18 protein-coding genes are annotated in these 22,996 nt (G+C 72.7%); 5 read left to right on the top strand and 13 right to left on the bottom strand.

All coding sequences use genetic code 11. The features are described 5' to 3' along the window. Positions 1 to 9 precede the first annotated feature (9 nt). Positions 10 to 936 (bottom strand): proline dehydrogenase family protein, encoded by a 927-nt coding sequence (locus CYQ11_RS22420; protein ID WP_099201046.1) that lies wholly within the window; start codon positions 934 to 936, stop codon positions 10 to 12. Positions 937 to 1,116: 180 nt separating this feature from the next. Between CYQ11_RS22420 and CYQ11_RS22415 the strand changes: the two genes are divergently transcribed. After that, entirely contained in the window at positions 1,117 to 2,385 is a 1,269-nt protein-coding gene (locus CYQ11_RS22415) for a helix-turn-helix domain-containing protein (protein ID WP_099201047.1), read from the top strand. 58 nt (positions 2,386 to 2,443) lie between these two features. Here CYQ11_RS22415 and CYQ11_RS22410 read toward each other — a convergent pair whose 3' ends face one another. The 3 genes from CYQ11_RS22410 to CYQ11_RS22400 form a co-directional block, all read right to left on the bottom strand. Next, the gene (locus tag CYQ11_RS22410; RefSeq protein WP_099201048.1) at positions 2,444 to 2,638 is read right to left on the bottom strand and encodes a ferredoxin; all 195 of its coding nucleotides are present in this window, start codon (positions 2,636 to 2,638) and stop codon (positions 2,444 to 2,446) included. 20 nt (positions 2,639 to 2,658) lie between these two features. Next, positions 2,659 to 3,867: a cytochrome P450 gene (locus tag CYQ11_RS22405; RefSeq protein ID WP_099201642.1), complete on the bottom strand. Its 1,209-nt coding sequence runs from the start codon at positions 3,865 to 3,867 to the stop codon at positions 2,659 to 2,661. 107 nt (positions 3,868 to 3,974) lie between these two features. Continuing rightward, positions 3,975 to 4,571, bottom strand: coding sequence for a TetR/AcrR family transcriptional regulator (locus CYQ11_RS22400; RefSeq protein WP_099201049.1), 597 nt, complete (start codon positions 4,569 to 4,571; stop codon positions 3,975 to 3,977). Positions 4,572 to 4,666: 95 nt separating this feature from the next. On the opposite strand from CYQ11_RS22400, the gene CYQ11_RS22395 reads away from it, so the two are divergent. Then, on the top strand, positions 4,667 to 6,220 hold the full coding sequence (locus CYQ11_RS22395) for an MFS transporter (RefSeq protein ID WP_099201050.1): 1,554 nt from the start codon (positions 4,667 to 4,669) through the stop codon (positions 6,218 to 6,220). A gap of 61 nt (positions 6,221 to 6,281) precedes the next feature. Here CYQ11_RS22395 and CYQ11_RS22390 read toward each other — a convergent pair whose 3' ends face one another. The 7 genes from CYQ11_RS22390 to CYQ11_RS22360 all read right to left on the bottom strand — a co-directional run bounded on the left by CYQ11_RS22390 (position 6,282) and on the right by CYQ11_RS22360 (position 17,293). Continuing rightward, positions 6,282 to 7,142, bottom strand: a complete 861-nt coding sequence (locus CYQ11_RS22390; protein ID WP_099201051.1) for a GntR family transcriptional regulator — start codon at positions 7,140 to 7,142, stop codon at positions 6,282 to 6,284. Positions 7,143 to 7,383: 241 nt separating this feature from the next. Then, entirely contained in the window at positions 7,384 to 8,988 is a 1,605-nt protein-coding gene (gene serA, locus CYQ11_RS22385; RefSeq protein WP_099201052.1) for a phosphoglycerate dehydrogenase, read from the bottom strand. 273 nt (positions 8,989 to 9,261) lie between these two features. Then, positions 9,262 to 10,263 carry a ketol-acid reductoisomerase gene (ilvC, locus tag CYQ11_RS22380; RefSeq protein WP_099201053.1) on the bottom strand — a complete coding sequence of 334 codons (1,002 nt, stop codon included), beginning with the start codon at positions 10,261 to 10,263 and terminating at the stop codon, positions 9,262 to 9,264. Between the two features lie 113 nt (positions 10,264 to 10,376). Continuing rightward, complete coding sequence (ilvN, locus tag CYQ11_RS22375) at positions 10,377 to 10,901, bottom strand: acetolactate synthase small subunit (RefSeq protein ID WP_099201054.1); 525 nt, start codon at positions 10,899 to 10,901, stop codon at positions 10,377 to 10,379. A gap of 67 nt (positions 10,902 to 10,968) precedes the next feature. Next, positions 10,969 to 12,828 carry an acetolactate synthase large subunit gene (locus tag CYQ11_RS22370; RefSeq protein ID WP_099201055.1) on the bottom strand — a complete coding sequence of 620 codons (1,860 nt, stop codon included), beginning with the start codon at positions 12,826 to 12,828 and terminating at the stop codon, positions 10,969 to 10,971. 253 nt (positions 12,829 to 13,081) lie between these two features. Then, entirely contained in the window at positions 13,082 to 15,970 is a 2,889-nt protein-coding gene (locus CYQ11_RS22365; protein WP_099201056.1) for a putative bifunctional diguanylate cyclase/phosphodiesterase, read from the bottom strand. A 360-nt stretch (positions 15,971 to 16,330) separates the two neighbouring features. Beyond that, positions 16,331 to 17,293, bottom strand: a complete 963-nt coding sequence (locus tag CYQ11_RS22360; protein ID WP_099201057.1) for a 2-hydroxyacid dehydrogenase — start codon at positions 17,291 to 17,293, stop codon at positions 16,331 to 16,333. A 73-nt stretch (positions 17,294 to 17,366) separates the two neighbouring features. Here CYQ11_RS22360 and CYQ11_RS22355 point away from each other — a divergent pair, with 73 nt between their 5' ends. The 3 genes from CYQ11_RS22355 (at position 17,367) to CYQ11_RS29705 (ending at position 19,765) form a co-directional block, all read left to right on the top strand. Further along, positions 17,367 to 18,377: an aldo/keto reductase gene (locus tag CYQ11_RS22355; RefSeq protein WP_099201058.1), complete on the top strand. Its 1,011-nt coding sequence runs from the start codon at positions 17,367 to 17,369 to the stop codon at positions 18,375 to 18,377. Positions 18,378 to 18,456: 79 nt separating this feature from the next. Next, the gene (locus tag CYQ11_RS22350) at positions 18,457 to 19,599 is read left to right on the top strand and encodes a PQQ-dependent sugar dehydrogenase (protein ID WP_099201059.1); all 1,143 of its coding nucleotides are present in this window, start codon (positions 18,457 to 18,459) and stop codon (positions 19,597 to 19,599) included. 1 nt (position 19,600) lies between these two features. Then, the gene (locus tag CYQ11_RS29705) at positions 19,601 to 19,765 is read left to right on the top strand and encodes a DUF6191 domain-containing protein (protein ID WP_181143750.1); all 165 of its coding nucleotides are present in this window, start codon (positions 19,601 to 19,603) and stop codon (positions 19,763 to 19,765) included. 40 nt (positions 19,766 to 19,805) lie between these two features. Here CYQ11_RS29705 and CYQ11_RS22345 read toward each other — a convergent pair whose 3' ends face one another. Next, the gene (locus tag CYQ11_RS22345; protein ID WP_099201060.1) at positions 19,806 to 22,001 is read right to left on the bottom strand and encodes an MMPL family transporter; all 2,196 of its coding nucleotides are present in this window, start codon (positions 21,999 to 22,001) and stop codon (positions 19,806 to 19,808) included. A gap of 208 nt (positions 22,002 to 22,209) precedes the next feature. Beyond that, on the bottom strand, positions 22,210 to 22,806 hold the full coding sequence (locus CYQ11_RS22340; protein ID WP_181143749.1) for an AMIN-like domain-containing (lipo)protein: 597 nt from the start codon (positions 22,804 to 22,806) through the stop codon (positions 22,210 to 22,212). Positions 22,807 to 22,996 lie beyond the last annotated feature (190 nt).

Here is a 22,996-nt window from a genome sequence, read left to right as displayed (position 1 = left end):
TCGGGGGGCTCAGCCCTTGGTGAGGATGGAGCGGGCGAAGAACAGCAGGTTCGCGGGCTTCTCGGCCAGGCGGCGCATGAAGTAGCCGTACCAGTCGGTGCCGTACGCGGTGTACACGCGCATCCGGTGGCCCTCGGCGGCCAGGCGCACGTGCTCGTCGCTGCGGATGCCGTACAGCATCTGGAACTCGTACTCGTCCAGCTTGCGTCCTGCCTGCAGCGCCAGCTCCTGGGAGATGGCGATCAGACGCGGGTCGTGCGATCCGATCATCGGGTAGCCCGAGCCCGCCATGAGGATCTTGATGATGCGGACGAACGCCTTGTCGATCTCTGCCTTGTCCTGGTACGCGACGGAGGCGGGCTCCTTGTACGCACCCTTCACGATACGCACCCGGCTGCCGGCCGCGGCGAGGCGGCGGGCGTCCTCCTCGGTGCGGAAGAGGTAGGCCTGGATGACGCAGCCGGTCTGCGGGAAGTCCTTCCGCAGCTCCTCGTGGATGGCGAACATCGAGTCGAGGGTCGTGTGGTCCTCGGCGTCCAGGGTGACCGTGGTGCCGATGGCGGCGGCGGCCTCGACAACCGGGCGGACGTTGGCGAGGGCCAGCTCGTGGCCGCCCTCCAGCGCCTGGCCGAACATGGAGAGCTTGACGGACATCTCGGCCCGGGTGCCCAGACCAAGCTCCTTGAGGCGCTCGATCAGCTCCAGGTAGGCGTCGCGCGCCGCGTACGACTGCTCGACCGTGGTGATGTCCTCGCCCACCACGTCCAGCGTGACCTCAAGGCCCTTGGCCGCGGCGTCCTTGACGATCGGGATGACCTGCTCGACGGTCTCGCCGGCGATGAACCGGTCGACGACCTGCTTGGTGCCCGGGGCGGCCGAAACGAAACGGCGCATGCGGTCACTGCGGGACGCAGCGAGGATCACGGGACCCAGCACGGGGCACCTCCACGGATGACGGCCGCTCCCACCTGGGAAGACGGCATAAGTAACTCAACGTGAAACGTAGGGTTCACGCCACTGCGGAGCCATCGACAGCTGTCACGCGTTCGTGGCCGGGATCTCAGACAGATGTATGACAATGAGGACCGGTGGATGCAGAAGGGAGCACGGCGCGGCATGCGAGGCGAGTATCAGCAGCTGGTGGACGAGATCTCGGCGGCGCTCGGCGCTCCCGCGACGCTGGAGGACCGCGATTTCGCCCTGATCGCCTTCGGTGCCCACGGGGGCGACGACGACCTCGAACTGACCATGGACCCGGTGCGCACCCGGTCGATCCTCCAGCGGCGGTCGACGGCGGCGGTGCGGGCGTGGTTCGAGGCCTTCGGCATCGCGCGGGCGCAGGCGCCCCTGCGCATTCCGCCGGACCCCGCGGCCGGGGTGTTCAAGGGCCGCATCTGTCTGCCGGTGCGCCACCGGGGGGTGGTGCACGGCTATGTGTGGCTGCTGGACGAGCAGCATCTGGCGGGGCTGGACCTGCGGGTGCCCTTCGCCGACCCCCGGCTGGCGCAGGCCATGGAGACGGCCGCCCGGATCGGTGCCCTGCTGGCCGCCGAGGCCCGGGCGGGGGCCGAGCTGGGCGAGCTGCTGCGGGAGCTGCTGACCGCCCGGCCCGCCGGCCGGGAGGCGGCGCGGGCCGTGCTGCGGGAGGCGCTGGGGCCGACGGCGGAGGGGCCGCTGGCGCTGGTCGCCGTGGCGCCGTGGCGCCCGGCCGGCGACGGCGAGGGCGACGCCGACCAGCCGGCCGGGGACGGTGCGGCCTCGGCGCTGGCCACCCAGTCGGGGGTGGCGGCGATGTGCGCGGTGCCGGACGCGCTGCCCGGCGGCTCGGCCGCGCTGGCCGCGCTGGTCCGGCTGCGGGCCACCACCTCGCCGGCCCCCGCGCTGGCGGCGGCCGACCGGCTGCTGCGCTCGCCGCGGGCCGGCCGCGCGGAGGCCTCGGGGCCGGGCGGGCCGGCCCTCGCGGTGCTGGCGGCGGCCGGGGTCGGCACGCCGCGGCGGGGGCTGGAGGAGCTGCCGGAGGCCTGGGCCGAGGCGCTGGCGGCGGCCCGGGCGGCGATGGCCGAGCGGCGGCTGGGGCCGGTGGCCGAGTGGGCGGGGATCGGTCCGTACCGGGTGCTGACCGGGCTGTCGGAGCGGCGCGCGGCGGACCCCTCGGTGCTGCCGCTGCTGGCCGGGACGCACACCGAACTGGCCCGCACGGCGGAGGTCTTCCTGGACTGCGCCGGCCAGGCGGGCCGTGCCGCGGCGGCGCTGGGCATCCACCGGCAGACGTTGTACTACCGGCTGGGCCGCGTCGAGCAGCTGACGGGCCTCGACCTGGACAACGGCGAGGACCGCCTGCTGCTGCACATGACGCTCAAGGCGGCGCGGCTGCGCCGGCCCTGAGGGGCACCCCCGGCGGGCGCGCCCCGCGGGGCCGGCGCGGCGCGGCGTTTGCCGGTGCTCAGTCCTCCGCGACGGTGACCGCCTGTACGGGACAGGACCGCACCGCTTCCTTGACGAGCGGGTCTCCCCCGCCGTCGGCCCGGCCGGGCCGGACGGTGCCGAAGCCGTCGTCGTCCTGGGTGAAGACCGAGGGCGCGGTCAGGGCGCACATGCCCGAGCCGATGCACACGTCGGAATCGATGCTGACACGCATGGCGATGCTCCGTTCTCCGGTCACCAGGTGACCGGGAGGGCGTAGAGACCTTGCAGGGTGCTTCCGGGCTTGACGGGCACCTCGTCCGGGGCAACGGCCAGACGCAGGGTCGGGATACGGGCGAAGAGGGTGGTCAGGGCGATTTCCATCTCGGCGCGGGCCAGGTTCTGGCCGAGGCACTGGTGGACGCCGTAGCCGAAGGCCACGTGGTGGCGGGCGACGCGGCGCACGTCGAGGGCGTCGGGCTGCTCGTAGGCACCGGAGTCGCGGTTGATGACGGAGGTGGGCAGGAGGACGCCGTCGCCGGCGCGGATGGTGTGACCGCCGAGCTCTATGTCCTCGGTGGCGAGGCGCACCATGCCGTCGGCGATGGACAGATAGCGCAGCAGCTCCTCCACGGCACCGGGCATCAGGCCGGGCTCGGCGGTCAAGGCGGCGAGCTGAGCGGGGTGTTCGAGGAGCGTGAACGTCCCGAGGGCGATCATGTTGGCCGTGGTCTCGTGACCGGCGACGAGCAGGACCAGGACCAGCATGACGAGTTCGTCGCGGTCGAGCTGTCCGTCGGCGAGCCGGTCGGCGATGAGCTCGTCGAGGAGCCCGTCGCCGGGGTGGGCCTCCTTGGCGTCCACCAGGCGGTGGAGGTACGCCTTGAGGCTCTCCCTCGCCACGGCCGCCTCGTCCGCGGTCTCGGAGGCCAGCAGGGCGCGGGACTGCGCTTCGAAGAACTCGTGGTCGGCGTAGGGCACGCCCAGGAGCTGGCAGATGACCATCGACGGTACGGGCAGGGCGAAGGCGGAGACGAGTTCCGCTTCGGGGCCCTCGTCCAGCATGGCGTCGATGAGCCCGTCCACGGTCTCCTGGATCCGCGGGCGCATCGCGGCGACGCGCTTGAGGCTGAACCGCGGGATGAGCATCCGGCGCTGGCGGGCGTGCTCGGGGTCGTCGACGCCGAGGAGCGGGATGCCGACGGCGGCCTGGTCCTCCACGCGCGGCACGACGACGGGGAAGGAAGGATTCTGCCGGTCGGAGGACAGGCGGGGGTCGGCCAGCAGCGCACGGGCCTCCGCGTGCCCGGTCACCGCCCACACCTCGCGGCCGTCGTAGAGGGTCATGCGGCCGACCGGCCCGCGGGCCGCCAACTCGGGGTACTGGGCCGGGGGGTGGTAGGGGCAGCCGCGGTCCTGAGGGAAGGCGGGGGCGGACGGTGCGGTGGAGGGGGTATCGGTCATGGTCATGAGCAACCTCCCAGTCGGCGTACTGGTGTCCTCGGGCAACCAGTGCCCAGGATACCTCCGGTTACATCCAGTACGCCCGGTCAACCCCCTTGCCCGCAACGCTATTTGTCCGGTGCCTCCAGCACGTTTCCGGCCACCGCGCGGCGCAGACCCTCGACGACGTCCCGGCCGCTGGGCACCTGCTTCGGGTCGATCAGCCACTGCACCCACAGCCCCGTGAACAGCGCGTAGTACAGGAAGCCCGTGGTCCGTGCCGCTCCGGCCGGCACGGCACTGTCGTCCACCCCCTCGAAAACGGCCACCAGCCCCACGCGTCCCTCGGGCATCACCGCGGCGAACCGCCGGCGGAGTTCGGGGTGATTGTCCAACTGTCCGATCACCTCCAACTGGGCGGCCCAGAACTGGCGGTCGCCCGCGAAGCTGTCGACGATGCCGTCGACGACCGCGGCGAGCCGCTCGTCCCGGGGGACGCCGGCCTCGGCAGCGCGGGCCAGGGCCCCCGTGATCTGCTCCCCCCAGTCCTCGGTCAGCTTCAGGAACGCCTCCATCATCAGCACGTCCTTGGAGCCGTAGTGATAGCCGATCGAGGCGAGGTTGGCGCCCGAGGCCGCCACGATGTCGCGCGCGGTGGTGCGCACCCAGCCCTTGTCCAGCAGGCAGCGCTTGGCGCCGTCGAGCAGATCTTCCCGGTGTCCCATACCCGCACCCTAACCCGCCCTATACACATGTTCTAGACGGACGTCTTATACAAGCGTCCTAGACAACCGTTTAAGACATCCGTATATTCCTCGGCATGACGAACCCCAGCGCACCCCTCGCCGGGCGCAGGGAATGGACGGCCTTCGTCGTCCTCCTGCTGCCCCTCCTCCTGGTCTCCATGGACGTCTCGGTGCTCTTCTACGCCGTGCCCGTGATCAGCGAGGACCTCGGCGTCACCAGCACCCAGCAGTTGTGGATCTTCGATGTCTACGCCTTCGCGCTCGCCGGGCTGCTGATCACGATGGGGTCGCTGGGCGACCGGATAGGCCGCCGCAAGCTGCTGATGGCCGGCGCGGTGGCGTTCGGGGCGGCGTCCGTCGCGGCGGCCTACGCCCGGGACGCCGAGACGCTCATCGCGGCCCGCGCGGTGCTCGGCGTCGGCGGCGCGACGCTGATGCCCTCGACGATGGCGCTGGTGCGCAACATGTTCCGCGACGACAAGCAGCGCAGTAAGGCGGTCGGCATCTGGTCCGGCGCCATGGCCGGCGGCATCGCCCTGGGGTCCGTGGTGGGCGGCGTGCTGCTGGAGCACTTCTGGTGGGGCTCGGTCTTCCTGATCAACGTGCCGGCCATGGTGCTGCTGCTGGTCCTCACGCCCGTCCTCGTGCCCGAGTTCAAGGACCCCCGGCCCGGCCCCTTCGACCTGCTGAGCGTTCCGCTGTCCATGGGCGCGGTCCTGCCGGTGATCTACGGGCTGAAGCAGATCGCCGCCGACGGGTTCAGCCTGCCGATGGCCCTGTGCGTCGCCGCGGGCCTGGCCGTCGGCTGGCTCTTCGTGCGCCGCCAGCGCACCCGGCGCGACGCCATGATCAGCCGCGAGCTCTTCCGGCACCGCGCCTTCGGCCTCGGCGTCACCGTCAACACCCTCGCCTCGGTCGGCATGATGGGCTCGGCCTACTTCACCACGCAGTACCTCCAGAGCGTGCTCGGCAAGAGCCCGCTGGACGCCGCCCTGTGGGGCCTGCTGCCGTCGCTCGCCGTGGCCGCCGTCGCCCCGCTGGCGACCACCGCGGCCCAGAAGGCCGACAAGGCCCTCGTCATCGCCGCCGGCTTCCTCATGGGGGCCGCCGGCTACGGCCTGCTGGCCCTGTCGGACACCGACTCCCTGGCCCTGACCCTCGCCGCCGCGGCCCTCATCTCCTGCGGCATCGTCAGCGTCATGGCCCCCGCCTCGGACATGACCCTGGCCACCGCCCCGCCGGAGAAGGCCGGTTCGGCCGCGGCGGTCCTGGAGACCGGCCAGGAGTTCGGCAACGCCCTCGGCATGGCGGTCTTCGGTTCCGTCGGCACCGCGGTCTACCGCCGCGACGTGACGGACGCGCTGCCGGCGGACCTGCCGCAGGGCACGCTGGAGGCGGTGCGCGAGACGCTCGGCGGAGCGGTCGGCGTCGCGGCGCGACTGCCGGGCCGTACGGGCGGGGCGGTGCTGGGCGCGGCGCGTGAGGCGTTCACCCACGGCATGGTCGTCGCCTCCGTCGGCGGCGCGGTCCTCCTGGTCCTGGCCGCGCTCCTCTCGGTGACCGCCCTGCGGCGGGCCGGGGACACGAGCACGGCGGCCGCCCCGGAGCCCGCTCCGGCCCGCCTCTGAACCCCCGCCACGCGAGCGGCGCCCCGGCCCACCGGCCAGGGGCGCCGCTCGCTTTCCCTGCTCAGCCGCGGTACCAGGCGACCGTCCCCAGCCCGTCGAGCATCCGGGCCAGCCCGAACGCGAACAACGCGTCGAGGGCGAAACCCGCCGCGCGGCCGTCCCGCCCGGCCGGCGCCTCGTCCTCCATGCCCATCGCGAGGCCGCGCACATAGCCGGCCACGGTGACCGCCGCGTACCGCGCACGGCCCGCGTCCACACCCCGGTCGCGGGCCGGCGCCACAGACCACTCCATCAGGGCGGAGACGTTGCCCGGCAGCGGGGACCGGGTGAAGGACAGCGCCTTCACCAGCCACGGGTGCCGGCGGTAGAGCGCCCACTGCGCCCACGCCCACGCCTCCAGCCGGCCCCGCCAGTCCGCCGGCGCCGGTGCGGGGAGCGCGACGTCGCCGAAGACGGCGTCCGCCATCAGCTCCACCAGCTCGTCCTTGGCCGAGACGTGGCGGTACAGCACCGTGGTGGAGACGCCCAGGGCGGTGGCGACGGCACGCATGGACAGCGCCGCCGAGCCGTGGGCGTCGGCGACGGCCACGGCCGTGCGCACCACGCGCTCCCGCGTGAGCGGCGGCCCGGCGGTCCGCCGGCGCCCGCCGCGCCGGGACGCCCGCGTCCGCACGGCACCGGACTCCGTGCCGGGCGCGTCGACGACCGTGCCGACCCCGGGCACGGCCCGCACCAGCCCCTCTTGCCGCAGCACGGCCAGCGCCTTGCTGGCGGTGGCCATGGCGACTCCCCACTCCCGGGTGATGCCGCGGGTGGAGGGGATCCTATCGCCCGGCCGCAGCTCGCCGGAGGCGATGCGGTCGCGCAGCTCGGCGGCGATCCTCAGGTAGGGCGGACGCGCGGCCCGGCCCAGTGCGCCCATGTCAGGCAGCGTAGCCAGCGGGGAACGGCCGAACCAGCCTTCCGTCGCACGGGGCTCAAGGGGCGGCGCCGGTGGCACCGCCCGGACGGGACGTGCGGCGTCGCCGACGGGGCGGACGGACGAAGGGCCCCACCCGGCCGGGGCGGGGCCTGGCACCGGGGACCCCGGACAGGCCGCGGGCCCGGACCGCACCCGTGAGGGCGCGGCCGGGCCCGCGGACGTCCCGGGAGGCCGGAAGGCCTCAGTCCGTGAGGTCCACCGCACGGGCGAAGACCGCACCGATCTCGGCCGCGATCTCCCCCAGCACCGGCGCCGGGATCGACTCGTCGACGGTGAGCGCGACCAGCGCCTCGCCGCCCTCCGTCGCCCTCGACACCTGCATGCCGGCGATGTTGATGCCGGCCTCACCGAGGATGCGACCCACGGTGCCGACGACGCCCGGCCGGTCCTCGTACCGCAGGAAGGCCATGTGCTCGGCGAGGGCGAGGTCCACGTCGTGGTCACCGACTGCGACGATCTTCTGCAGGTTCTTCGGCCCGGCCAGCGTGCCGGAGATGGCGACTTCGTCGCCGCCCGACAGCGTGCCGCGCACGGTCACCACGTTGCGGTGGTCCGGCGACTCGGAGCCCGTCGTCAGCCGCACCTCGACACCGCGCTCCTGGGCGAACAGCGGGGCGTTCACATATGAGACCGTCTCGTCGACGACGTCCTCGAAGACGCCCTTGAGCGCGGAGAGTTCGAGCACCTTCACGTCGTGCTGCGTGATCTCGCCGTACACCTCGACGTCCAGCCGCACCGCGACCTCACCGGCCAGCGCGGTGAAGATGCGGCCGAGCTTCTCGGCCAGCGGCAGACCGGGCTTGACGTCCTCGGCGATGACACCGCCCTGGACGTTGACCGCGTCCGGCACCAGCTCGCCGGCGAGCGCCAGCCGCACCGACTTGGCGACGGCGATGCCCGCCTTCTCCTGGGCCTCGCCGGTGGAGGCGCCGAGGTGCGGGGTGGCGACCACGTTGTCGAACGCGAAGAGCGGGGAGTCGGTGCACGGCTCGGAGGCGTAGACGTCCAGGCCGGCGGCGGCCACCCGGCCCTCCTTGAGGGCGGCGGCCAGCGCCGCCTCGTCGACGATCCCGCCCCGCGCGGCGTTGACGATGCGCACCGACGGCTTGACCTTGTGCAGCGCCTCGTCGCCGATCAGCCCCAGCGTCTCGGGGGTCTTGGGCAGGTGCACGGTGATGAAGTCGGCGACCTCGAGCAGCTCGTCCAGCGTCAGCAGCTTCACGCCCATCTGGGCGGCGCGCGCGGGCTGGACATAGGGGTCGTAGGCGACGACCTTCATGCCGAAGGCGGACATCCGCTGGGCGACGAGGACACCGATGCGGCCCAGTCCCACCACGCCGAGGGTCTTCTCGGACAGCTCGACGCCGGTGTACTTCGACCGCTTCCACTCGCCGTTCTTCAGCGCGGAGTTGGCCTGGGGGATGTTGCGGGCGGTGGCGACGAGCAGGCCGCAGGCGAGCTCGGCGGCGGTGACGATGTTGGACGTCGGCGCGTTGACGACCATGACGCCGGCCTTGGTGGCGGCGGAGACGTCGACGTTGTCGAGGCCGACGCCGGCGCGGGCGATGACGCGCAGCCGCTTGGCGGCCGCGATGGCCTCCGCGTCGACCTTCGTCGCGGAGCGCACGAGGACGGCGTCGACGTCGGCGATGGCGGGCAGCAGCTCGGCCCGGTCCGCGCCGTTGCAGTGCCGGATGTCGAAGTCGGGGCCCAGGGCGTCGACGGTCGCGGGAGAGAGTTCCTCGGCGATGAGTACGACGGGTTTACGAGACGAGGCAGTGCTCACGTGGTCTCAGTCCTCACTAGTCCAGCGGGGGTCCCTCCCGTGCCGTCAAGGCTACGGGGGAGGACGGCCGTCCCGACGGCCGAAGCGGTGAAGGGGGCAGCCGCGTGGAAGACGCACGACGCTGTGAGCCTGACGCGTTGTGCTCCGCAGTGTATCGGGGCTGGAAGACCCGGCTCGCGCCGTTGCGGAAACGTCACCCGTGGGGGGCTGTACACGGCGGACAAGGCGGGCGGCGCCGGCCGGGAGGTCCCGCCCGGCGCCGCCCGGTATGCCCTACTCCTTGTCGTCCACCCAGCTCATGAGCTTGCGCAGCTTCTTGCCGGTGGTCTCCAGGAGGTGGTCCTCGTCGGCCTTCTTGTACTGGTTGTACTGGGGCAGGCCGGCCTGGTACTCCTTCATCCAGTTGTTGGCGAAGGTGCCGTCCTGGATCTCGCCCAGGACCTTCTTCATCTCGGCCTTGGTGGCGTCGGTGACGATGCGGGGGCCGGTGACGTAGTCGCCCCACTCGGCGGTCTCGGAGACCGACCAGCGCATCTTCTCCAGGCCGCCCTCGTACATCAGGTCGACGATGAGCTTCAGCTCGTGGAGGCACTCGAAGTAGGCGATCTCCGGCTGGTAGCCCGCCTCGACCAGCGTCTCGAAGCCGGCCTTCACCAGCGCGGAGGCACCGCCGCAGAGGACCGCCTGCTCGCCGAACAGGTCGGTCTCGGTCTCCTCGGTGAAGGTGGTCTTGATGACGCCGGCGCGGGTGCCGCCGATGGCCTTGGCGTAGGAGAGGGCGAGGGCGAAGGCGTTGCCCGAGGCGTCCTGCTCGACGGCCGCGATGCACGGGACGCCGCGGCCCTCCTCGTACTGACGGCGCACCAGGTGGCCGGGGCCCTTGGGGGCGACCATGCAGACGTCGACGCCGGCCGGCGGCTTGATGAAGCCGAAGCGGATGTTGAAGCCGTGGCCGAAGAACAGCGCGTCGCCGTCCTTGAGGTTGTCCTTGACGGACTCCTCGTAGACCTGGGCCTGGATCGGGTCCGGAACGAGGATCATGATGACGTCGGCCTCGGCCGCGGCCTCCGCCGGGGTGACGACGCGCAGGCCCTGCTCCTCGGCCTTCGCCTTGGACTTCGAGCCCTCGTGCAGGCCCACGCGGACGTCGACACCCGAGTCGCGCAGGGACAGCGCGTGGGCGTGGCCCTGGCTGCCGTAGCCGAGGACCGCGACCTTGCGGCCCTGGATGATGGACAGGTCGGCGTCGTTGTCGTAGAAGAGCTCGGCAGCCACTGTGGATATCTCCTTGTTTCCGGTGTGTCCGGTGGTACGTCCCACCGTATGACGGGCGGGGGCGGAAAGGTCTTCGGGTACCGCTATGCGGAACGGCTTCGGGCCACGGCCCGTCAGGCCGAGCGGTCCAGGGCCCGCAGGCTGCGGTCGGTGATCGAGCGGGCGCCGCGCCCTATGGCGATCGTGCCCGACTGCACCAGTTCCTTGATGCCGAACGGCTCCAGCATCTTCAGCATGGCGCCGAGCTTGTCGCTGCCGCCGGTGGCCTCGATGGTGACGGCCTCCGGGGAGACGTCGACGGTCTTGGCGCGGAACAGCTGGACGATCTCGACGATCTGGGACCGGCTCTCGTTGTCGGCGCGCACCTTCACGAGGACGAGCTCGCGCTGGATGGCCGCGCTGTCCTCCAGCTCGACGATCTTCAGCACGTTGACGAGCTTGTTGAGCTGCTTGGTCACCTGTTCCAGGGGCAGCGACTCGACGTTGACGACGATGGTGATGCGGGAGATGTCGGGGTGCTCGGTCACCCCGACCGCGAGGGAGTCGATGTTGAAGCCGCGGCGGGAGAACAGCGCGGCGACTCTGGCGAGGATGCCGGGGGTGTTCTCCACCAGGACGGAGAGCGTGTGCTTGGTCATGGGAGGGGGCCTCTCAGCCTCTCGTCTCGGAATGCGGTGACGGTCCGGTCGACGGGTCCGCCGGCGGTCAGTCGGCGTCGATGCCGTCGAAGTCCGGCCGCACGCCGCGTGCCGCGAGGATCTCGTCGTTGGAGGTGCCGGCGGCGACCATGGGCCAGACCATGGCGTCCTGGTGCACGATGAAGTCCACGACGACGGGGCGGTCGTTGATGGCGTTGGCCTCGGCGATGACCTTGTCGAGGTCCGCGGGGTCCTCGCAGCGCAGTCCCACGCAGCCCATGGCGTCGGCGAGCTTGACGAAGTCGGGCACGCGGGTGCCGGCGCAGGCCTCCGTGCCGTCGGACCCGGGGCCCGAGTGCAGGACGGTGTTGGAGTAGCGCTGGTTGTAGAAGAGGGTCTGCCACTGCCGGACCATGCCCAGGGCGCCGTTGTTGATGATGGCGACCTTGATGGGGATGCCGTTCAGCGCGCAGGTGACCAGTTCCTGATTGGTCATCTGGAAGCTGCCGTCGCCGTCGACGGCCCAGACCGTGTGGTCCGGCATGCCGGCCTTGGCGCCCATCGCCGCCGGGACCGCGTAGCCCATCGTCCCGGCGCCGCCGGAGTTGAGCCAGGTCCGCGGCTGCTCGTAGTCGATGAAGTGGGCGGCCCACATCTGGTGCTGGCCGACGCCGGCGGTGTAGACCGTGCCCTCCGGGGCGAGCTGTCCGAGCCGCCGGATGACCTGCTGCGGGGAGAGGCTGCCGTCCTCGGGCTGGTCGTAGCCGAGGGGGTAGGTCTCGCGCCAGCGGTTCAGGTCCTCCCACCACTCGGCGTAGTCGCCGGTGTGGCCCTCGGCGTGCTCGGCCCGGACCGCGACGATCAGGTCGGCGAGCACCTCGCGGGCGTCACCGACGATCGGCACGTCCGCGGCGCGGTTCTTGCCGATCTCCGCCGGGTCGATGTCCGCGTGCACGATCTTGGCCAGGGGCGCGAAGCTGTCGAGCTTGCCGGTGACGCGGTCGTCGAAGCGGGCGCCGAGCGCGACGATGAGGTCGGCCTTCTGCAGCGCCGTCACCGCGGCCACCGAGCCGTGCATGCCGGGCATGCCGACGTGCTGGGGGTGGCTGTCGGGGAAGGCGCCCAGCGCCATCAGCGTCGTGGTCACGGGCGCGCCGGTCAGCTCGGCGAACACCTTCAGTTCGGCCGTCGCCTCCGCCTTCAGCACACCGCCGCCGACGTACAGCACCGGCCGCTCGGCCTGGGCGAGCAGCTTGGCGGCCTCGCGGATCTGCTTGGCGTGCGGCTTGGTCACCGGGCGGTAGCCCGGCAGGTCGGTGTGGGGCGGCCACACGAACGTCGTACGGGCCTGGAGGGCGTCCTTGGCGATGTCGACGAGCACCGGGCCGGGGCGCCCGGTGGAGGCCACGTGGAAGGCCTCCGCGATGGTCCGCGGGATCTCGGCGGGGTCGGTGACCAGCCAGTTGTGCTTGGTGATCGGCATGGTGATGCCGCAGATGTCCGCCTCCTGGAAGGCGTCCGTACCGATCGACTTCGAGGAGACCTGGCCGGTGATCGCCACCAGCGGCACCGAGTCCATGTGCGCGTCGGCGATCGGGGTGACCAGGTTGGTCGCCCCCGGGCCCGAAGTCGCCATGCACACGCCCACCTTGCCGGTCGCCTGGGCGTATCCCGTCGCCGCGTGCCCGGCGCCCTGCTCGTGCCGCACGAGGACGTGGCGGACCTTCGAGGAGTCCATCATCGGGTCGTAGGCGGGCAGGATGGCGCCGCCGGGGATCCCGAAGACGATCTCGGCCCCCACCTCTTCCAGCGAGCGGATCAGGGACTGCGCACCCGTGAGGTGCTCGACGTGGGCGGGCTGCTGCTGCGCCCCGCCGCGGGCCCGCGGCTGAGGATGATGGTGGGCCCCGGTGGCCTGCTCTGTCATCGATTTTCTCTTCTCGAAGGATTCGGATTCGACGGTTTCGATGGGGTGGACAGATGACGGTCTGGGAGGGTTTGTGAGCACCGGCGCCGGTGCCGGTGCAACAAAAAACCCCTCGTGCCGTGAGGCAAGCGAGGGGAGCGCGCCGGTGTGGTCAGCAGGCTGTCGTGAGCGGCCTGCTTCAGCCGACGCGCTGTCCAAGTACGAGAATTCGGGTGCGCATGGCATCGACCCTCCCTCTGCTCCGTACGCAGTGTCAAGTGGGTGGGACGGGCGTCTCATTATTTGAGCGCAATGGAGCATGCGCGAGGGCTCCCGGGCCACCCACCGCTCCGGATCGTACGGGCAGCGCACCCCCGACGAGCACCCCGTTTCCCTCGTTCGAGGGATCGGTCGGGAGGGTGTACGGACCGCGGTCCAGGGCGTGCCGCAGGCGGTGCTCGTCGAGCGCGCCCGCGAAGGCCAGGCCCTGGCCGTGGGTGCAGCCCATGGTGCGCAGGACGCGGGCCTGCTCGGGCTCGTCGACACCCTCGGCCACGGAGTCCATGCCCAGGTCGGTGGCGATGCGCAGCAGCCCGGCGGTGATCTTGTGCAGCCTGGCCGACTCGGCGACGCCGTCGACCAGGCCCCGGTCGAGCTTGAGCACGTCGATGGGCAGCCGCCGCAGGGCGCTCATGGCGGCGTAGCCGCTGCCGAAGCCGTCGAGGGCGATGCGGACGCCGAAGCGGCGCAGGGAGGCCAGGCGGCGCTCCAGCTCGTCCAGGGGCAGCCGCGGGTCGCTGCCGGACAGCTCCAGGACGAGCGCGCCGGAGGGCAGGTCGTGGCGCAGCACGAGCGCCTCGATGTTCTTCGGCGGCAGGGACCTGTCCAGCAGCCGGGCGGCGGGCAGGCGTACGTACACGGGCACGCCGTGGCCGGCGCGGGCGCGCTGGGCGGCCTGCTCGACGGCCTTCTCCAGGGTCCAGCGGCCCAGCTCGGCGGTGCGGGCGCTCTCGTCGCCGCGGTCCATCTCGGCCACCCGGAGGAATTCTTCGGGGGTGAAGAGGATGCCCTGGGCCGAGCGCCAGCGGGCCTGGGCCGAGACGGCGGTGATCCGGCCGGTGGCCAGCTCCACGACCGGCTGGTGCAGCAGGGCGAACTCGCCCTCGTGCAGCGCGGTGCGCAGCCGGGTGGCCAGCTCGGTGCGGCGGACGACGTCGGCCTGCATCTGGGGGGCGTAGAGCTCGACGCGCCCCTTTCCGGCCTGCTTGGCGCGGTACATCGCGAGGTCGGCGTTGCGCATCAGGGTGCCGGGCGTGATGTCGGGCTCGGCGAAGGCGACGCCGATGCTGGCGGCGACGCGGACCTCGGTGCCGCCCTCGACCAGATAGGGCTGGGAGAGGGTCAGCCGCAGCCGGTCGGCGACCTCCAGGATGCGGTACTCGCGGGCGGCGGGGTCACGGGTGCCGTCGCCGATGATGAGCGCCGCGAACTCGTCGCCGCCGAAGCGGGCGGTGGAGTCGCCGGCGCGCACCGAGTCCTGGAGCCGCCGGGCGGCCTGGACCAGCAGTTCGTCGCCCGCCTGGTGGCCGACGGAGTCGTTGACGGCCTTGAAGCCGTCGAGGTCGATGAAGAGCACGGCGGTGCCGGCGTCGGTGACTCTGCGGCCGGCCAGCGCCTGCTGGACCCGCTTGGTGAACAGGGCCCGGTTGGGCAGGTCGGTGAGCGGGTCGTGCTCGGCGGTGTGCTGCAACTGCGCCTGGAGGCGGACCCGTTCGGTGACGTCGCGGCTGTTGAAGATCAGGCCGCCGTGGTGGCGGTTGACGGTGGACTCGACGTTGAGCCACTCGCCGCTGCCGGAGCGGAAGCGGCACTCGATGCGGGTGGTGGGCTCCTCGGCGGGCGGCGCGGCGAGGAAGCGGCGCACCTCGTGGACGACCCGGCCGAGGTCCTCGGGGTGGATGAGGGAGGCCAGTTCGGAGCCGACGAGCTCCTCGGCGTCGCGCCCGTAGACCCCCGCGGCGGCGGGGCTGACGTAGCGCAGTATGCCGGTGGGTGCGGCGATCATGATGACGTCGCTGGAGCCCTGGACCAGGGAGCGGAAGTGGTTCTCCTTCTGGGCCAGCTCCTGGGTGAGGGAGATGTTGTCGAGCAGCATGATGCCCTGGCGCACCACGAGCGCCAGGACGACCGTGCAGCCGGTGAAGAGCACGACCCGGTCGACGTGGTGGCCGTCCAGGACGTTGTAGAGGATCCCCAGGGTGCAGACGGCCGCGGCCAGGTACGGGGTGAGGGCCGCGAGCGAGCCCGCGATGGGGCGGCTGGGGTGCTGCAGGACGGGCCGCCCGCGCCGGGCGCCGCTCTCCTCGCCCTGCTCCCGGGCGACCCAGGGGGCGTAGGCCATGAGCATGTAGCCCGCGAACCAGCCGGCGTCGAGGATCTGGCCGGAGCGGTAGTTCGCCCGCAGCAGCGGTGAGGTGAACAGCGCGTCGCACAGCACCGTCAGGGCCAGGGCGGCGATCGCGGTGTTGATGGCGGAGCGGTTGGCGGACGAGCGCTTGAAGTGCAGGGCCAGCACCATGGACACCAGCACGATGTCCAGCAGCGGGTAGGCCAGGGACAGCGCGGCGTGGGCCACGGTCTCGCCGGCGAAGTGCGCGGTGTGGGCGAGGGCCAGGCTCCAGGAGAGCGTCAGCAGCGAGCCGCCGATGAGCCAGGAGTCGAGCCCGAGGCAGACCCAGCCGGCCCGGGTGACGGGGCGGCGGGCGAGCACCAGCAGGCCGATGATGGACGGCGGCGCGAACAGCAGGAAGCAGAAGTCGGCCGGGGACGTGCTCGGCACGGGCCGGCCGAGGACGACCTCGTACCAGCCCCAGACCGCGTTGCCGAAGCCGGCCATCGAGGAGGAGACGGCGAACAGCAGCCAGGCGGGCCGGAAGCGGGTGTTGTGTGCGCGCGCGTACCAGAAGCAGGACGCGGCGGCGAGGCCCGCGGCCCCGCTGAGGCCGAAGTCGCCCATGGTGGTCGCCATCTCGGCCGAACCCCAGCCGAAGACGGCGCCCGTGGCGTAGCCGCCGCAGACGAGGGCGAGGAGGAGCTGGGGCACCACCCCGGGGCCCCCGGCGGGGCCGGGCCGACGGGTCAGGGCCGCTCCGGAGGCGCTCACCGCGCCGCCGTCCGCAGCAGACCGAGCCAGGGGAGCCACAGGGCCAGGGGCGCCAGGCAGCGGGCGCCCGTCCGGCCGTGGAGCCGCAGGTCCCGCGGCCGGTGGAGCCTCGGACGCCGAAGCCGTGGTCGGCACCCCTGCCGCGTCGGGTAGATCGTCCAGTGGCCGTGCATCGCCCGTCGCCCCCCTCGAGTTCCGGTCCTTCGCCGCGCCGCCGTGGTGCGCCGCGCAGCCCCCGGTCGGGACGATACACCAGACTCGTCACTCAGGGACATAGCTCATATACATAGCGTAACTAGCTACGGGATTACGGATACTCAGCGCAGCCAAATGGTGCCTCTACGTGGTACCGCTCCGCTGTCAGTCCACAGTGGCTACGACATTCCGCAGAGGCTCGTCCAGTGCGAATCTGGCCAGTTGATCGCGCAGGAGGGCCTTCGCACGGGGGGTGAAGGCCGAAGAAGGGCCACCCACATGGGGGGTGACGAGTGCGCCGGGGGCGGTCCACAGCGGGTGCCCGGGCGGCAGCGGCTCGGGGTCGGTGACGTCGAGGGCGGCGCGCAGGCGGCCGCTCCCCAGCTCGGCCAGGAGCGCCTCGGTGTCGACGACCGGGCCGCGTGCGACGTTCACCAGCAGGGCCCCGTCCTTCATGCGGGCGAGGAACGCGGCGTCAACCAGGCCCCGGGTCTGCGGGGTGAGCGGGGTCGAGAGGATCACGACGTCGGCGTCGGGCAGCAGTTCGGGCAGGTCGGTCACCGGATGGACCGGGCCGCGTGCTGTGGTACGCGGGGAGCGCGCGACGCGCACCACCCGCGCGCACTCAAAGGGCACAAGCCGGTCCTCGATGGCGGCGCCGATCGAGCCGTAGCCCACGATCAGCACCGACTTGTCGGCCAGGGCGGGCCGGAACTCCTGCCGCCACTCCCCCGCGTCCTGCGCCCGGACGAACCCGGGGATGTCCCGCAGCGCGGCGAGGACCAGGGTCAGGGCCAGTTCCGCGGTGCTCGCGTCGTGCAGCCCGCGCGCGTTGCACAGCCGTGTGCCCGGCGGCAGCGAGGCGAGGGCGGGCAGGAAGTCGTCCACGCCCGCCATGAGGGACTGCACGACCTTGAGGCGCGGCATGAGCGGCAGGGGGCGCACGCTCACCTCGTGGCCCTTGAGGTACGGGACCGCGTAGAAGACGCAGCGGGCGGGATCCGTGGGGAACTCCGCCTCGCCGTTCCAGCAGGCGTACTCCAGTTGGCCGGGGAGCTCCCCGATCTCCTCGGGGGGCATCGGCAACCAGGCCAGGGGTCGGGCGGAACCGCTGTGATCTGCGCTCATGTCTGGAGGCTATGCGAAGACAGCCCAGGACCAGACGTTAGTTTGGGGGGCGAGGAACGGGAGGGTACGGCCGGTGGAGCGCAGGACAATCGGTGCGGCGGCGCTCGAAGTGGGGGCGATCGGTCTCGGGTGCATGCCGATGCACTGGGCGTACACCGCCTCCCAGCAGAGCGGCGAGGGCGCGCTGCGCACGGTCCACGCGGCCCTGGACGCGGGGGCGAGCCTGCTGGACACGGCCGACATGTACGGGCCGTTCACCAACGAACTCCTGGTGGGGCGGGTGTTGCGGGAGCGGCGCGCGGAGGCGTTCGTGTCGACCAAGTGCGGGCTGCTGGTGGGAGAGCAGCACGTCGTGGCCAACGGACGGCCCGGCTACGTCAAGCGCGCGTGCGACGCCTCGCTGCGCCGCTTGCAGACCGACGTGATCGACCTCTACCAGCTGCACCGGCCGGACCCCGAGGTGCCGGTCGAGGAGACGTGGGGGGCGATGGCGGAGCTGGTGTCGGCGGGCAAGGTCCGCGCGCTGGGGTGGTGCGCGATAGGCGCCCGCGCGCAGCGCAGGTTCGGCTCGTCGGCGGGGGCGGCGGCGGGCATGTACGACACGACGATCCGCCAGCTGGAGCGGGTCCAGCAGGTCTTCCCGGTCAGTTGCGTGCAGGCGGAGCTCTCGGTGTGGTCCCGGGAGGCGCTGGACCGGCTGGTGCCCTGGTGCGCCTCGCGGGGCGTGGGACTGCTGGCCGCCATGCCCCTGGGGAATGGTTTCCTCAGTGGCACGCTCACCCCGGGGCAGGGCTTCGAGCCGGAGGACGTCCGGGCCCGGCACCCGCGGTTCACCGCGGAGATGATGGCGGCCAACCAGCCGATAGTCGCCGGGCTGCGGCGGGTCGCCCGGCGCCACGACGCCACGGCGGCCCAGGTCGCGCTGGCGTGGGTGCTGGCGCAGGGGCGGCACGTGGTGCCCGTTCCGGGGACGAAGAAGGCCGCGTGGGCGGTGGAGAACGCCGCCGCCGCCGGACTGCGCCTCGGGGCCGGCGATTTGGCCGAGATCGCGGCGCTGCCCAAGGCCATGGGTTCCTGGGACTGAGGGGGTGTAGAAAGGGCGGGAGGCGACAGTTCGACCGTCCTGCCCCGCTCCGCCCGGCTTCCGGCGAGAGGACCGCACCGTGCGAGGAACCCCGAACGCCACCGTCAGGGCCGCGCTGGCGGCCGCCTCGGCGCTGCTGCTCCTGGCGGGCTGCTCGGACGACGGCTCGCCGTCCACCGGGGCCGGCACCGCGGGCACCGGCGGCCCGTCCGCCTCCGCCGCCCCCGCCAAGGGCTCGGCCGAGGTCGTCCGGACGATCGCCACGAGGCTCAACTCCCCCTGGGGCGTTGCCGTCCTGCCCGGCGGGGACCTGCTGGTCGGCTCGCGGGACACCGGGCGGATCGTCCGGGTCGGGGCCGGGGACGGCCGGCAGAGCGAGCTGGGCACGGTGCCCGGCGTCGCGGCGGCGGGCGAGGGCGGCCTGCTCGGCCTCGCCCTCTCGCCCGGCTACGGCGCCGACCACTGGCTGTACGCCTACTTCACCACCGAGTCCGACAACCGCGTCGTACGGATGCTCGTCGACGACGCGCGGCCCGAGGGGCAGCGGCTGGGCGCGCCGGACACGATCCTGCGCGGCATCCCCAAGGGGCCGGTCCACAACGGCGGCCGGATCGCCTTCGGCCCGGACGGCATGCTGTACGCGGGCACGGGCGAGAGCGGACGGCGCGGCCTGGCCCAGGACCTGGACTCCCTCGGCGGCAAGATCCTCCGCATGACCCCGGACGGCCGGCCCGCGCCCGGCAACCCCCGGGCGGACTCGGTCGTCTACAGCCACGGCCACCGCAACGTCCAGGGCCTGGCGTGGGACGCGGACGGACGGCTGTGGGCCTCGGAGTTCGGCCAGGACACGTGGGACGAGCTCAACCTGGTCCGGCCCGGCGGCGACTACGGCTGGCCGCTGGCCGAGGGCAGAGCCGGCAAGCCGGGGCTCGTGGACCCGGTGGAGCAGTGGAAGCCCGCGGCCGCCTCGCCGAGCGGCCTGGCGTACGCCGGAGGCGCGTTGTGGATGGCCGGCCTGCGGGGCCGGACCCTGTGGCGGATCCCGTTGCGGGGCGAGCGTCCGGCGGCGTCGCCCCAGGCGTTCTTCGAAGGGGAGTACGGGCGTCTGCGTACAGTGGTGGCGACAAGCGGCGACACTTTGGTGTTGACCACCAGCAACACGGACGGGCGGGGCAAGCCGGACGCCCAGGACGACCGGCTACTGCTGTTGAAGGTGAGCTGAGATGTTCAACGTGATCGAGGAACTGTTCGCACCGGGGCGGGAGCACACGGAGGAGGAGCGCAACCGGCTCGAACTCGTCCGTGACGACGTGGGGGACGGCGACCCCGGGGCGGGCCCCATCGACCTGGAGTCGGGACACGTGGTGATCCGGCCGCGGCGGAGCTGACGCCGCCGGGCCCGGCCCCGGGAAGGGACGGGGCGGGGGCTCACACCCGGGCGGGCACCGGCGGGACCGGCGCCGCGACGGGCGGCGGCAGCGGCGCGTGCTCCGCCGGCTCGATGCTGATCCGCGGCAGCCACCGCTCCAGCCAGCCCGGCAGCCACCAGTTCGCGCCGCCCAGCATGTGCATGAGCGCCGGCACCAGCAGCGTGCGCAGGACGAAGGCGTCGAGCGCCACCGCCGCGGCCAGCCCGATGCCGAACATCGCGATCACGCGGTCGCCGCTGAGCACGAACGCGAGGAACACCGAAATCATGATGATCGCAGCGGAGTTGATCACACGGCTGGTCTCGGCCAGGCCGACCCGGACGGCCCGCCGGTTGTCGCGCGTGGCCAGCCACTCCTCGTACATCCTGCTGACCAGGAAGACCTGGTAGTCCATCGACAGGCCGAAGAGCACCGCGACCATCACCACGGGCAGGAACGGCTCGACGGGTCCGGCCGCGCCCAGGCCGAGCGTCTCGCTGCCCCAGCCCCACTGGAAGACCGCGACGATCAGGCCGAAGGAGGAGGCGACGGCCGCGAGGTTCATCGCCGCCGCCTTCAGCGGTATGCCGATGCTCCGGAAGGCCAGGAGCAGCAGGACGCACCCGAGTCCGACGACCGTTCCGACGAACAGCGGCAGCTTGCCGAGGATGACGCCGGCGAAGTCGTCGTAGCCCGCGGTCATGCCGCCGACGTGGACGGTCGGGCCGGTGCCGCCGGTGGCCCTGGGCAGCACGCTGGTGCGGAGCCGTTCGACGAGCTCGCTGGTGGCGGCCGACTGCGGGGAGGTCATGGGGACGACGGTGATGACGCCGGCGTCGCCGCTCGCGTTCAGCGCGGAGGGGGTGACGGCGGCGACGCCCGGGATGTGCCGGAGCGTGTCGGGCAGCCGGTTGAAGGCGAGCCGGTCGGCGGCTCCGTCGAGCGGGGCCACGAGCGTGAGCGGCCCGTTGACGCCGGGGCCGAAGCCCTCGGCGAGCATGTCGTAGGCCTGGCGGGTGGTGCTGGAGGCCGGGCTGTTGCCCTGGTCGGACGTGCCGAGGTGGAGCGAGAGCGTCGGCAGGGCCAGGGTCAGCATGACGGTGGCGGCGGCCGCGCCCAGCAGCTTGGGGTGGCGCTCGACGAACGCGGCCCAGCGCGCGGCGAGGCCGGCCGGGGCCTCGGGGCGGGGACCGAGCGCGAGGCGGCGGCGTTCGCGGCGGCTGAGGGCCCGGTCGCCGATGACGCCGAGCAGCGCGGGCAGCAGGGTGACGGAGGCGGCGACGGTGAGGACGACGGTCAGCGAGGCGGCGATCGCGACCCCGTTGAGGAAGCCGAGCCGCAGGATGAGCATGCCGAGCAGGGCAACGCACACGGTGCCGCCGGCGAAGACCACGGCGCGGCCCGTCGTGGCCACGGCCCGCTCCGCCGCGATCGCCACGGGCAGCCCCTGGCGCAGGCCCTTGCGGTGCCGGGTGACGATGAACAGGGCGTAGTCGATGCCGACGCCGAGGCCGATGAGCGTGCCCAGCATGGGCGCGAACTCGGCGACGTTCATGACGTGGCCGAGCAGGACGGTGCCCATCGAGGCCGTGCCGACGCCGACGAGGGCGGTGGCGATGGGCAGGAGGCTGGCGGCGAGGGAGCCGAAGACGACGAGGAGGACCACGGCGGCCACGGCCACACCGATGATCTCGCTGAGGTGTCCGCCGGGGGCTTCGGCCGCGCCGACGCCGGTGCCGCCGAGGGCGACCGCGAGGTTGTCGTCCGAGGCCGCGCGGGCGGTGTCGACGACCCGCTTCACCTGGGCCTTGTCGGGGTCGCCGGTCGCGCTCGCGAAGGCCACGGAGGCGTAGGCGGTGTGCCGGTCCCGGCTGATCTGGTGGGCGCCCTCGCTGCCGTAGGGGCTGGTCACGGAGTCGACGCCGGGCAGGTGGGCGATCTCGCGCAGGGTGGCGGTCATGCGCTGCTCGACGACCGCGGCGCGCACGGTGCCCCGGTCGGTGTGCCAGACGATCTTGTCGTCGCCGCCCTCGCCGGGGAACGCCTTCTCCAGCAGGGCGGTGGCCCGGGTGGATTCGGTGCCGGGGACGGCGTAGTCGTCGGTGTAGGTCTTGCCGGCGCAGGTGGCGGCCGCTGCGGTGCCCGCGAGCGCGAGGAGCCAGAGAACGATGACGGCGAAACGGCGGCGCAGGCACCACCGGGCAAGTGAGGTCATGGGCCGCAATCCCGGGTATCGCGTCGTTCTCGCCGGGAGGACCCGTGGTTCGACCGCTGAGCAACTGGGCAGAAGAGGGCCCGTGCCGGGCCCCTGCCGACCTACTGTGGCAGCCGGAAAAGATCCTTTGTCCCCTTTGTGGGTTACGCCACAAAGGGGACGGGAAGAGGCGCCTCAGCCGGTCTCACGGTCGGTGCCGGACCGTCGCTCAGCGGAAGCCCCGCCAGCTGTGGGCGACGTCCACCACGAGGTGGTTGCCCCACTGGAACACCCGGAACGGCAGCCGGCCGCGGACGCCGAGAGCGACCTGGCTGACGCCCTCGAAGCTGCCGCCGAAGCGGGTGTCCTGGAAGGTGCGGTAGCCGGAGAGGTCGACGTCCGGCAGCGGCTGCCGGGCCCGGCCGTCGTAGGTGGCCTGGCCGGTGCGGGGGTCGTAGGCGGGCGCGGCCACCCGCACGTCGAGGATCGCGCCGCCGCCGACGGGGACGACGTCGCCTGAGCCGTCCTGGTGCATCGCCTCGACGTAGCCGACGCGGTAGCCGATGGGGCCGTGGGCGTCCGGGCCGAGGACGTCGAGGACCATGCGGTCGTAGCAGGCGTGCCGGCCCGTTCTGATGTCCCTGAGCGGCTTGTAGTCGGTCTCGGTGCTGACCTTGGGCAGGCTTCCCCAGCCCGCCGTGCAGCCCGCCGCGGCCGCGGTGGGGGAGCCGGCCGCCGAGGCCGTCCCCAGCGTCCCCGGCACCGCCAGCGTCAGCCCCGCGCCCGCCAGCAGGAGCGCGGCCACCTTCGTACCCAACCGTCGCATTGCTACCCCCAGCTCGACTGCGGGCGCGTGGACCGGGCCCGCTGCCGGGATCATGCCGGACCGTTTCGGGGCGTGGGGGGCGTACGGGGGAATTCAGGCCGACTCGGGCTAACCGGAACCGCGCGCGGCTGACCGGCCCGGGCCGGTCATACGACAGCCGGTGGTACGACAATGACCGCCCCCGCGAACA

Source organism: Streptomyces cinnamoneus (genome assembly GCF_002939475.1).
Taxonomy (GTDB): domain Bacteria; phylum Actinomycetota; class Actinomycetes; order Streptomycetales; family Streptomycetaceae; genus Streptomyces; species Streptomyces cinnamoneus_A.
Note: the sequence above shows the minus strand (reverse complement) of the source record. Positions and strands in the feature narration are given on the sequence as shown.